8 protein-coding genes are annotated in these 11,758 nt (G+C 60.0%); 4 read left to right on the forward strand and 4 right to left on the reverse strand.

Going from position 1 to position 11,758, the window contains the following annotated elements; translation table 11 throughout:
* The first annotated feature begins 76 nt into the window (after positions 1–76).
* Positions 77–1,261 (forward strand): DNA polymerase IV, encoded by a 1,185-nt coding sequence (gene dinB / locus CLU94_RS14490; RefSeq protein WP_257218814.1) that lies wholly within the window; start codon positions 77–79, stop codon positions 1,259–1,261.
* Between the two features lie 118 nt (positions 1,262–1,379).
* Positions 1,380–2,276 (forward strand): recombination-associated protein RdgC, encoded by an 897-nt coding sequence (locus tag CLU94_RS14495; protein WP_034754435.1) that lies wholly within the window; start codon positions 1,380–1,382, stop codon positions 2,274–2,276.
* Positions 2,277–2,408: 132 nt separating this feature from the next.
* On the opposite strand, the gene CLU94_RS14500 is transcribed toward CLU94_RS14495, so the two are convergent.
* Positions 2,409–5,093: a TonB-dependent receptor gene (locus tag CLU94_RS14500; protein WP_257218815.1), complete on the reverse strand. Its 2,685-nt coding sequence runs from the start codon at positions 5,091–5,093 to the stop codon at positions 2,409–2,411.
* Positions 5,094–5,702: 609 nt separating this feature from the next.
* Positions 5,703–6,188: an asparaginase domain-containing protein gene (locus tag CLU94_RS14505; RefSeq protein ID WP_034781194.1), complete on the reverse strand. Its 486-nt coding sequence runs from the start codon at positions 6,186–6,188 to the stop codon at positions 5,703–5,705.
* A 177-nt stretch (positions 6,189–6,365) separates the two neighbouring features.
* On the opposite strand from CLU94_RS14505, the gene CLU94_RS14510 reads away from it, so the two are divergent.
* Positions 6,366–7,139: an L-asparaginase gene (locus CLU94_RS14510; RefSeq protein ID WP_099666115.1), complete on the forward strand. Its 774-nt coding sequence runs from the start codon at positions 6,366–6,368 to the stop codon at positions 7,137–7,139.
* Here CLU94_RS14510 and CLU94_RS14515 read toward each other — a convergent pair.
* Positions 7,127–8,140: a D-2-hydroxyacid dehydrogenase family protein gene (locus CLU94_RS14515; protein ID WP_099666116.1), complete on the reverse strand. Its 1,014-nt coding sequence runs from the start codon at positions 8,138–8,140 to the stop codon at positions 7,127–7,129. The two genes, CLU94_RS14510 and CLU94_RS14515, sit on opposite strands and share 13 nt — an antisense overlap.
* A gap of 328 nt (positions 8,141–8,468) precedes the next feature.
* Between CLU94_RS14515 and CLU94_RS14520 the strand changes: the two genes are divergently transcribed.
* Entirely contained in the window at positions 8,469–10,340 is a 1,872-nt protein-coding gene (locus tag CLU94_RS14520) for a phosphoenolpyruvate carboxykinase (GTP) (RefSeq protein ID WP_099666117.1), read from the forward strand.
* 185 nt (positions 10,341–10,525) lie between these two features.
* Here CLU94_RS14520 and CLU94_RS14525 read toward each other — a convergent pair whose 3' ends face one another.
* Positions 10,526–11,611: a hypothetical protein gene (locus CLU94_RS14525; protein WP_218965294.1), complete on the reverse strand. Its 1,086-nt coding sequence runs from the start codon at positions 11,609–11,611 to the stop codon at positions 10,526–10,528.
* Positions 11,612–11,758: the final 147 nt, after the last annotated feature.

Genomic DNA, 11,758 nt, shown 5'->3' on the forward strand with positions numbered 1-11,758 from the left:
CCATTTCCGGTAATACTGTATGCATGCACAGTATCTTGCCGCAATGAAGGCAAGCCGATCCGCCGCGAGGTGTTTTTTGATTCCATCTGCCCCCACACTTGCCGAAGCACCCGCCGCGCGCCGCTGGATCGCCCACCTGGACATGGATGCCTTCTTCGCGTCCGTGGAACTGTTGAAATATCCGGAATTGCGCGGCGAAGCCGTCGTCATCGGCGGCGGGCGCCTGCAGCAGCCCGTGCTGCAGATTGACGGCACGCGGCAATTTGCGCGCATGCGCGACTACGTGGGGCGCGGCGTCGTCACCACGTCGACCTACGCGGCGCGCGCGTTTGGCGTGTTTTCCGCCATGGGCATCATGAAGGCGGCCAGGCTGGCGCCCGACAGCATCCTGCTGCCGGCCGATTTCGAGGCCTACCGCGAGTATTCGGCCCGCTTCAAGCAAGCCGTGGCCCAGTTGTGCCCCATCATCCAGAACGTGGGCATCGATGAAATCTATGTCGACCTGACGGAACATGGCGAGCAGGCGCCGGCCATGGCAGCGCGCCTGAAGGCGGCCGTGTTCGAGGCGACGGGCCTGTCGTGCTCGATTGGCCTGGCGCCCAACAAATTGCTGGCGAAAATCTGTTCCGACCTGGAAAAACCCGACGGACTCACCATTTTGTCGCCCGAGGATATCGCCACGCGCGTGTGGCCCTTGCCGGCGAAAAAGATCAACGGCATCGGCCCGAAGGCGACGGCCAAGCTGGAAGCCCTGGGCATCATCACCATCGGCGAGCTGGCGCAAGCCGACCTGGCCATGCTGCGCACGCAGTTTGGCGACCTGTACACGGGCTGGCTGCGCCAGGCGGCGCTGGGCATCGACGAGCGGCCCGTGCAGACGAGCCGGGAAACCAAGTCCGTCAGCCGCGAAACGACGTTCGAGCGCGACTTGCAGGTGGTGCGCGACCGCGCCACGCTGTCGGAAAAGCTGGAAAGCCTGTGCACGCGCGTGGCGGGCGACCTGGACAAGCAGTCGCTGGCGGGGCGCACGGTGGGCATCAAGCTGCGTTTCGAGGATTTCAGCACCGTCACGCGCGACATCACCTTGCCCAGCGCCACGGCGGACGCCGCCGCCATCCTGCGGGCCAGCCGCGATTGCTTGCGGCGTGTGCCATTTGAAAAGAAAATCCGCCTGCTGGGCGTGCGCATCTCGACCTTGTCCGATCCGGCCATCGTGATGCGGCAGGCGCCGGCCCAGGCGGAGCTGTTTCCCGCCCTGTAGCGGCATTCCCCACGCATCAACAACACCGCGCCAGTCCGCGCTTTTGACGGCATTCCCGTGTCGAAAGTGTAGAATGGCGTTCCCCTGGCACTACTGAAACAAACGGAAGACAAAAACTATGTGGTTCAAGAATCTTCAGATTTACCGCCTGCCCGCACCATGGGCCTATACGCCAGAACAACTGGAAGAGGCCTTGTCCTCGAACAAATTTACGCCGGCGACCAGCATGGATCTGATGCGCCAGGGCTGGGATACGCCGCGCCCGAACGGCGGCCTGGTCCACGTGGTCAACAAGCAGATGCTGATCTTGCTGGGTACGGAAAAGAAACTGTTGCCAGCGACCGTCATCAACCAGGTGGCCAAGGCCCGCGCTGCCGAGATGGAAGAAGCGCAAGGCTTTGCACCAGGCAAGAAAGCCATGAAGGAATTGAAGGAACGCGTGGCCGACGAGCTGTTGCCGCGCGCCTTCAGCATCCGCAGCAACGTCTGGACGTGGATCGACCCCGTCAATGGCTGGCTGGTGGTCGATGCCGCCAGCCCGGCGAAAGCCGATGAAGTCATCAAGCTGCTGCTCAAGGCCGTGGATAAATTGCCGCTGGAAAGCCTGCGCGTGCAGCGCTCGCCCGTGGCGGTGATGACGGAATGGCTGCAGGCGGACGATGCGCCGGCCGGCTTCACGGTCGACATGGATACGGAATTGCGCGCCACGGGCGAGAGCAAGGCCACCGTGCGCTACGTGCGCCACACCCTGGAAGCGGACGACGTGCGCCGCCACATCGCGGCCGGCAAGCAGTGCACGCGCCTGGCCATGACGTGGAACGACAAGATTTCGTTCGTGCTGACGGAATCGCTGGCCATCAAGAGCGTCAAGCCGCTGGACGTGATCAAGGAAACGGAATCGAGCACGAAGAACGACGAAGAGCGTTTCGACGGCGACGTGATGCTGATGACGGGCGAGTTGAGCAAGCTGATGGCCGACGTGGTCGAAGCCCTGGGCGGCGAAGCGACTGCATAAGCGCAGCCATGCCGGTACGAAAAAGGAGCTGCGGCTCCTTTTTTTTCGCCTGTGGATTGCGAAAAGATAAAAAAAGCGCCTTGCACGGTGAAGTGCAAGGCGCTTTCGGACAAGCTAATTCACAACGTCAAATTAGAACTTGTAGTTGCCGGTGATGTAGAACGAACGCATCATTGGATCGGCGTAGCGTGGGTCGAAACCAACCTGGTGGCCCGACGAAGCGCGCAGCGACAGCGGCGGTGCACGGTCGAACAGGTTTTTGATGCCTGCGCGGATCGTGGTTTGCTTGTCAAAGGCGAAACGTGCTTGCCAGTCGAACGTCGTGTACGACGGTACTTGCAGGCGGAAGTCGTCTATTTTGGTTTTGGTGTCCTCGTTGTACACGCTTGCTGCCGCATCGGTGTAGCCGTTACGGTAGTTGACCGTTACCGTGTTGCTCAGGCGGCCCGTATCCAGGGTCGTCGTCAGCTTCATCAGGTTGCGGAACGTGACTTCGTTGGTGTCGCCGAAGAAGTTCATGTTGCTGGTGAACACGTTGTTGCTGCCTGCCTTGGTGTAGTTCGCGTGCAACATGTGCGTACCGCTCAATTGGGCGGTCAGCTTACCGAAGGAAAACTTGTGGTTGGCCGACAGATCCCAGTCGATACCACGGTATTCCTTCTTGCCGACGTTGACCGACAGTTTCTTGAACGCGTAGTAGGTATTGCCGGTCGATGGCTCCTTGTAGTAATCGAAGCTTGTCGCATACTTGACCGGATCGCCAAATGCCTGATCTTCGGTGATTTCCGAGACGGCATTGCGCAGTTTCACATCCCACAGGTCGGCGCCGAACGAGAAGGCCGAGCTAGGCTCAACACGGAAGCCCAGGGTGAACTGTTTCGATTTTTCCGACTGCAGTTCTGGATTGCCTTCCGATACGGCGTTGTATTGAATTGGTTCGCCGCGGCAGAACTCGGTACCTGGGTATGGGCAGGTAAATTTCTTGGCGGTAAAGCCGGCATTGACCAGTGGCTGAGCGATGTCCAGCATGCTTGGCGCCTTGAAGCCCGTGCCGTAGGAGCCGCGGATCAGCACGGTTTGTACCGGCTGCCAGCGTGCCGATACCTTGTAGGTATTGGCGCTGTCTTTTTTACCGACAGTTTTGCTGTTCAGCTTGTCATCGATCGCCTTGACAGCATCGTAACGGCCACCGACGGTCATTTCGAACGACTTGGTCAGAGGAGCCAGCAACTCGACGAACGCGCCGTAGGTGTCGCGGCTCATGTCGTAGGAAGCTTTCGTGTTGAAGCTGTAGATATCGTCACCGGTGGCGCCTGGCGACTGCTCATAGCGGTAGGTGCGGTAGTCGCCGCCGATACCCAGGCTGGCCTTGCCGCCTGGCAAGGAGAACAGTTCACGCGAACCGTGCGTGTCGACGCCGCGCATCGTGGTCGATGCGGTACGCACGGAGCCGACGAACTGCGCGCCGGCGACTTGCGCTTGCACGGATGGCTTTTGGCCCAACGCGAACGCATCGAAATCCGGATTGGCCAGGATCGCATTGAAGCCCTGATTTGTCGCGTAGCCGCCCGTGTAACGCTCGTCGATCGAGTTTTGCGACCAGGTCAGGCCGCTTTCGAAGTTCCACGCGCCCAGTTCGCCTTCCACGCCAACCACCATGTGTTTGGTTTGGGTAATGGTCTGGCTTGCGCGCAAACCGAAGTCGGTGCTGCGGTAGTTGGCCGTGACCGATTTGAGATCGCCCTGTTGCGCGGGCGTCAGGTAAGGTTGCACGTATTTCGCGTAGGCAGCTGGATTGTTGAACACCAGCTCGTCAAGGTTGGTTTTAGGGTTCTTTACCGTTTGCGCGATCGAGATGGGGATCGGGTTGGCGGCGATACGCGCCGTCAGGTCGTAGCGCGAGTAGGCCAGTTCGGCGAACGCGTTCAGGCTGTCATTGAGCTTGTACGTTGCTTTGGAAAACAGGCTGTCGCGTTTCGATTGCGGCACGATTTCCACGGTGGAACCCGTGTCGAAGCCGCAAGCGCGTGAATTGCCGGTCGTGACGAAGGAATCGTCAGGGCAATTTCCGTTTTGACGCAAGTAAGGCGTGAAGGAAGTCGATGCGCTGTTCTTCGTTTTGTAGGCTACGGTGGCGCCTGCTGGCGATGCCGAGGTGCTGGTGCGGTCCCAGATGTAGTTGTTGCCGCCGCGTTTGAATTTCAGGAAAGAGGTATTGGCGAAATCGCGGTCGGTCGCGATCAGTTTCGACTGCTCATCGTGGCGGTACGATACCAGCACGTTGAAACGGTCTTCGTCCAGGTCGCCGAAACCATAGGTGACGCTGGTGTTCCAGGCGTTGCCGCCCTTGTCTTCCGGACCGCCGTAGGTGGCTTCCAGGGTGGCGCCTTGCTGGTTTTTCTTCAGGATGAAGTTCAGTACGCCGGCGATGGCGTCCGAGCCGTACAGGGCCGAAGCGCCGTCGGTCAGGATTTCGACGCGCTCAACGGCGCTCATCGGAATGGCGTTCAGGTTGACCGTGGTGCCGGAGCCTTGTGGCGCGATGCGGCGGCCATTCAGCAGTACCAGGGTGTAGGTTTCGCCGATACCGTGCAGCGAAGCACTGGTATTGCCACCCGAGTCGGAACCTGCTGCGACTGCGCCGATGGTGAAGCCTTGCATGGCTGGCAGGGCCTGGATCAGGTCGGCTACCGAAGTGGCGCCCGATTTGGCGATCGCTTCTTGCGTCAGGCGCTGCACAGGCAAGGCGCCTTCGACAGCGATACGCTTGATACTCGAACCGGTAATTTCAACTTTTTGAATTGCTTCGTCCGCCATGGATTGGCCAGAGAACAAGACGCTACCTGCCAGAACGGTCAGGGCCAGGCGTACGCTGCGCACGCCAATTTTTTCTTTAAATGCCATTGTAACAATTACTCCGTAGTAGTTTTAATAACGACAAGCAGTACACGAGCACCGCTCTGGCCATCGGGTAGATGGCCAGCGGTGCTCGTGTACGGTAGGCGGAACCACGTCGGTGGGAGGTGGAAGACTACTTAGCGCAATATTGTTATAAATGCACTTTTGACTTGTCGAGGCGAACATTATGTCGTCTCAGCAAGAAAAAATGCATATCAACCGTGTCGGATTTGGCAATAAATTATGGATACAGAAGAATATTTAATTTAATTGTTAAATTGCAGTTTTATATTTAATAATATCGGTGTTTTTAAAAATGATCAATGGCGTTTTTTTACAACACAAAATTATTATATTGGCAATTTGATGTTTTACCTGCAATAATTCGACGAGTTCTGTGGTTTCGCAGAATTTGTGAAAGGCAAAAAGACATAAAAAAAGCCCGTTGAAAACGGGCTGGTCGAATTGTGACAGAGGGCCAGTCAGGCCGCGGGCCGGTCTGCTTTTACCCCCTGTCCTGCCATCGGCTTACAAGGGCTGGAACACGCCGGCGGCGCGGTTCTTTTGCACATTGTCCCAGGCGAAGATCTGGCCATTCATGGCCACGTACACGCCGGCTGGCAAGGTTTGCGCCACGCCGCAGGCAAAGCCCAGGTTGAACAGGGCATCGGAGTTGTCGATTTCGTAGGGAATCATGGCGCCCGTCAAAATGACCGTTTGCTGCAGGTTCGCCGCGCCCAGCACCTGCGCCGTTTCGCGCATGGTGTCGGTGCCGTGGATGATGACGATGGCTTTTTCCTGTGCCGCGCGGCACGAGGCCAGCACGCGCTGGCGATCCGCATCCTGCATGTCGAGCGAATCGAGCAGGGGCAATTGCTCCAGCGCCACGGGCGCCGTCATGCGCGCGCGGGCAATCGCTGCCGGCAAATGACTGTCGGAAAAGCCCAGGGTACCGTTCAATTCGTTGTAGTGTTTGTCGAAAGTGCCGCCAGTGGCGAGTATGCGCAAAGTCATGATGTGGTCACGATGTCAGTGGAGAATGACGCGCATGATAGCGTGGATTGGCAGCGTTGCGTGAATGCCGCCGCAGATGAGCCAGCGTGCCTGGGCCCCGCTACCGCGCCGCATCTGGAAAATTTGGTCATCTGTGAGTACACTGGTTTCTTTGTTTGCCTGCCACCCCGACTCCGTATGAAAGCGCTCGCTCCCGGCACCGTCATTTTTCACCGCCACCGCGGTTACGGGGTGATCACGTCCGTCAATTTGCTGACGGGCTGGATCGCCGCCCGTTTCGGCAGCGAAGCGCGGACCCTGGACCTGAACCTGTCGACCGACGACGTGCAGTTTGCCGATGGCGAAGCGATCCTGTTTCGCCGCGCGCCGCCGGACCGCATGCCGCATGCGCGCCTGATGGCCATGGTGCGCGAGCTGCACCAGGCCGGCTATCAGAAGCTGTATCTGTATTCCTGGCCCAAGCCGTCCGGCCTGCACTGGCGCTGGCATTTGTTTACGGGGCCGCGCGACTGGATGCAGCGGCCCTGGCGCGAAGGCTGGTACGGTTCGGGCGCCGACTACAACGTCAACCCGGTGATGGGCTGGGGCGATACGCCCGGCGCCACCACTGGCGAGCTGATCGATGCCCTGGCCCGTTTCGACCCGCAGGGCCTGGCGCAGGCGCTGGGACGCGACGATGACCATAGCGACTGGTTTGGCCGCGTCTGCGATGCTTTATTGCCCCATTACATGTACAGCCTGGACATGCAGCGCACGCCAGGCGAGCCCTTGCCCGACATGCCGCCCGTGCCGGTCGTCGCCGTGCGCGCCGGCGTGGCGCCGTACGCCGGACCGGACATCGCCTGGCCGCCCGGCTGGGCCGGCCTGTGGCGCGGCCGGCACGTGTTGCCCGCGCCCGCCATCCGCATCACGGGCGAGCCGGACCTGCTGAAGGGCTTTCAGCGTTCCTGAGGAGCTTGCCGCGCATGCGCCAGCGCCTCGGGATTGAGCAGGCGCGTGCATTGACCTTGCGCAAAATCGACGATGTTTTGCAAGGCGTAGCGGAAATACAGTTCATAGCTGTCACGCTCGACGTAGCCCAGGTGCGGCGTGGCCAGCACGTTCGGCAGCAGCAGCAATGGCGAGCCTGGCGGCAGCGGCTCGTCCGTAAATACGTCCAGCGCGGCGGCGCCCGGGCGACCCTGCGGCAGCGCCGCTTCCAGCGCGCCCTCCATCACCAGCTCGGCGCGGCTCGTGTTGACGAACAGGGACGTCGGCTTCATGCGCGCCAGGTCCTCGGCTGTTACCAGGCCACGCGTCGCATCGGACAGGCGCAGGTGCAGGGTCAAGACGTCGGCCTGTTCAAAGAAGGCTTCCCGCGACGTGGCCGCCGTATCGCCGGCCGCCACGGCCGCCGCGCGGCTCGCTTCGCTGCCCCACACGAGGATGGTCATGCCGAAGGCGCGGCCATAGCCGGCGATCAATTGCCCGATCTTGCCGTAGCCCCAGATCGCCAGGGTACGCCCTTTCAATACCGTGCCGAGCGTATTGCGCTGTGGCTCCAGCGACGACGTCTGCCACAGCCCTTCCTGTAAATGTTGCGCGTACGGCACGATCTTGCGCTGCGCCGCCATGATCAGCGCCCACGTCAGTTCGGCCGGCGCCGTGGGCGAGCCGATGCCTTCCGCGATGGCGATGCCCAGCTCGGTGGCGGCCGGCACGTCGATGTGCCCGCTGACCTTGCCCGTTTGCGAAATCAGTTTCAGGTTCGGCAATTTCGACAGCAAGGCGCGGTTGAAACTGCTGCGTTCGCGAATCAGCACAAGCGCGTCGTATGGCGCCAGGCGGATCGCCAGCTGGCCCAGGCCCCGCGCCGTGTTGCTGAAGACCTTGACCTCGTGGCCATCGAGCAACTGGAAGCAATCGAGGCCGCGCACGGCATCCTGGTAATCATCGAGTATGGCAATTTTCATGGTGGATGGCCGATTTTAGTGAGGATTTGGTAGGGAAATAACAGGATACGGGAAATGCTGAATAGCCTACTACATTAGTCAAGCTATTCTCCTACATTTTTGCGAGAATAGCCGTTACGCGGGTGTACAATCGCCGGCACTTTTGAAGCTTCCTGATTATAGTTATAGCGCAAACTGTTCCTGCAGCCTGGGTGCATGATCCAGGTAAACGACACCAGAGCCCTGCCCGCGTGAGCATACCGCCCGCAGTGAGCCGCAGCCACCTCTCAACGATGCTGCCTGTCTTGCCGGAATGACCAGAATTTCTTTTATTGGTATTGGAGGTAATATGAATCAGCCCGTCATGGGTGGCGTCGCCGCACTCAACGTCCCAGCTTATATTAAACAACAGAAACTGATCAACTGGGTGGCCGACATTGCTGCGCTGACCAAGCCAGAGCGTATTTACTGGTGCGATGGTTCGCAAGAAGAGTACGAGCGCCTGTGCGCTGAAATGGTTGCCAGCGGCACCATGAAAAAACTGAATGCGCAAAAGCGCCCGAATTCCTACCTGGCCTGCTCCGATCCGAGCGACGTGGCCCGCGTCGAAGACCGCACGTATATCTGCTCGGCAACGAAAGAAGCGGCCGGCCCGACGAATAACTGGACCGAGCCCGGCGAAATGCGCCACACCTTGAACGGCCTGTTCGATGGCTGCATGCGCGGCCGCACCATGTACGTCGTGCCCTTCTCGATGGGCCCGCTGGGTTCGCCGATCGCGCACATCGGCGTGGAACTGTCCGATTCGCCCTATGTCGCCGTCAACATGAAGATCATGACCCGCATGGGCCGTGCCGTGTACGACGTGCTGGGCACGGATGGCGAGTTCGTGCCGTGCGTACACAGCGTGGGCGCACCGCTGGCCGCCGGCCAGGCCGACGTGAAATGGCCGTGCAACAGCACCAAATACATCGTGCACTTCCCGGAAACGCGCGAAATCTGGTCCTTCGGTTCGGGCTACGGCGGCAACGCCTTGCTGGGCAAGAAATGTTTCGCCCTGCGCATCGCCTCCAACATGGGCTACCAGGAAGCGCAAGCATCGGACAGCAATCCGGGCTGGCTGGCCGAACACATGCTGATCCTCGGCGTGGAATCGCCGGAAGGCAAGAAACACTACGTGGCGGCAGCGTTCCCGTCCGCTTGCGGCAAGACCAACTTCGCCATGCTGATCCCGCCAGCAAGTTTTAACGGCTGGAAAGTGACCACCATCGGCGACGATATCGCCTGGATCAAGCCGGGCGCCGACGGCCGCCTGTACGCCATCAACCCGGAAGCCGGTTATTTTGGCGTGGCGCCGGGCACCAACGAAAAAACCAATTACAACTGCATGGCGTCCATGCGCGACAACACGATCTTCACCAACGTGGCGCTGACGGACGATGGCGACGTCTGGTGGGAAGGCTTGACGAAAGAAGCACCAAGCCACCTGATCGACTGGCAGGGCAAGGACTGGACGCCAGCGTCCGGCACCAAGGCGGCGCACCCGAACGCGCGCTTCACGGTTGCGGCAACGCAAAACCCTGTGATCGACGCCGCCTGGGACGACCCGGCCGGCGTGCCGATCTCGGCCTTCATCTTCGGCGGTCGCCGCTCCACCACCGTGCCGCTCGTCACCGAAGCGCGCAACTGGGTCGAGGGCGTCTACATGGCCGCCACCATGGGCTCGGAAACGACGGCCGCGGCCGTGGGCCAGATGGGCGTCGTGCGCCGCGATCCATTTGCCATGTTGCCGTTTATCGGCTATAACATGAGCGATTACTTCCAGCACTGGCTGGACATGGGCGTCAAGGTGGGCAAGGTCAACCCGGCTGCCCTGCCGAAGATCTATTGCGTCAACTGGTTCCGTACGGACGAGGCTGGCAAATTCGTCTGGCCTGGCTTTGGCGACAACATGCGCGTGCTCAAATGGATGCTGGAGCGGATCGAAGGCAAGGCGGGCGGCGTGGAAAACCTGTTCGGCACGACGCCGCAGTATGGCGACCTGAACTGGGATGGCTTGCCATTCACGCAAGAACAGTTCGACACCATCACCTCGATCGACAAGGCCGCGTGGGTGGAAGAATTGAAATTGCATACGGAGTTGTTTGAAAAACTCGCGTATCATCTGCCGCAGGAATTGGCAGGTCACAAGGCGGCGCTGGAAAAGCGGCTGAGTGCGTAAGTTAGCGTCAAGCGGCGCCTGACAAGCTTGTCAGGTGTGAAGAGTTGTAGTGGGGGAGAAACACGCCGGCAAAGACTGGCGTGAGATAAATGACACGCCGGCAATGACTGGGGTGCTAGCAAAAAGAGAAACGGCGCGGATTGCATGAGCAATCCGCGCCGTTTTTTATGGCGCGTTCGAGGCGTCTAGCCTGTCTGGGCCGGCACGAAATAAATCGGATAGACCTCGTCCATCATTGCTGGACATTCATCCGGCTTTGCCTTTGGAAATGTGACTGACAGGGGCGCTGTCTCATGCAAGCGGTCCTCCACTTCCAGCACGCCTGCGTAGGCCTTGACCTCGCGTGCGGCAGGCGCCTGGCAATCGCCGACCGCCAGTTCGCGGCCATTGCCATGAAAGCTGCTGCCATGGGCGATGTCGGTACACAGGGACGGCCAGTATTGGAATGAAAAAAAGCGTCCTGGCGGCGCGGTTTGCTGCCTGTCTTCCTGATGTAATTTGTGCCGCATGAAGTACATCACAAGCGACTCATACGCGTCGTAGGCTGGTGGCCAAGCCAGTTGCAAGGGCTGGCTGGCCAGCTTGGCGGTCCTGGAGCAAGTGCCACCCTGCGCCATCTGCAAACGCTCACGCCGCGGTGCGCCGTCTGTGCGAATGGAAAATTGGCCTGGGGCATTGATGCGCAAGGGCGTGGTGCCCATGCGCAGCACCGCTGTTAGCTTGCGCCCTGTAGAGCGATAGCTGATGTCGTACAGCTTGCCAGGCTTGAAGCCTTCGCGCGCCTCGATCCTGTATAAGCCATAGGAGGCATCGATTTCCTCGCTGACCTCACGCAAGCCCTGCTGCATGGCGAAGCGCTTGACGGCATCGCTCGGCCCCTCCGGTTCCGGTTTGTCCCAGCTCCGTTCCATGGCTTTCACTCTGCGGCATATCGGCATGGACGCGTTCTTCTCTTCGGCGCATTGCTGCATTTCCGGGCTGGCCAGATAGTAAATATAGGGCTGTACGCCCACCTGTTTTTCCACGCGCAATCGTACCGCCACCGGTGTCAGCTTGCGCCCCGTACCGCGCTCGATAATACGAAACCGCTTGGTGGAAAGGGGGACTGGCGGGCCGACAAGGATATGGCCATCCTGATCCCTGAGCAGGAAATCGGGAGATTGATTTGGAAGAAACAGGATGCCGCGTGCATTGGCAGGCACCGTGACCACGGCCGGCTTGCCGGATGCGGCCGGTGCCGCATGGAGGAACTCGCCGGATATCCCCTGCATGCAGGAACACGCCACCGCCACGCTGGACGACAGCAACCATGACGTGGTTACGCAATGGCGAACCCAGCTGGATAAACGTGAAGGGAAGTGCGGCATGTTTTCTCTGAAAGCCGGTGCTGTGACCAGAGAAAATAGTTTCCCATAGAA

Origin of the sequence: Janthinobacterium sp. 13 (assembly GCF_002749695.1) — a bacterium.
Taxonomy (GTDB): Bacteria; Pseudomonadota; Gammaproteobacteria; order Burkholderiales; family Burkholderiaceae_D; genus Janthinobacterium; species Janthinobacterium kumbetense.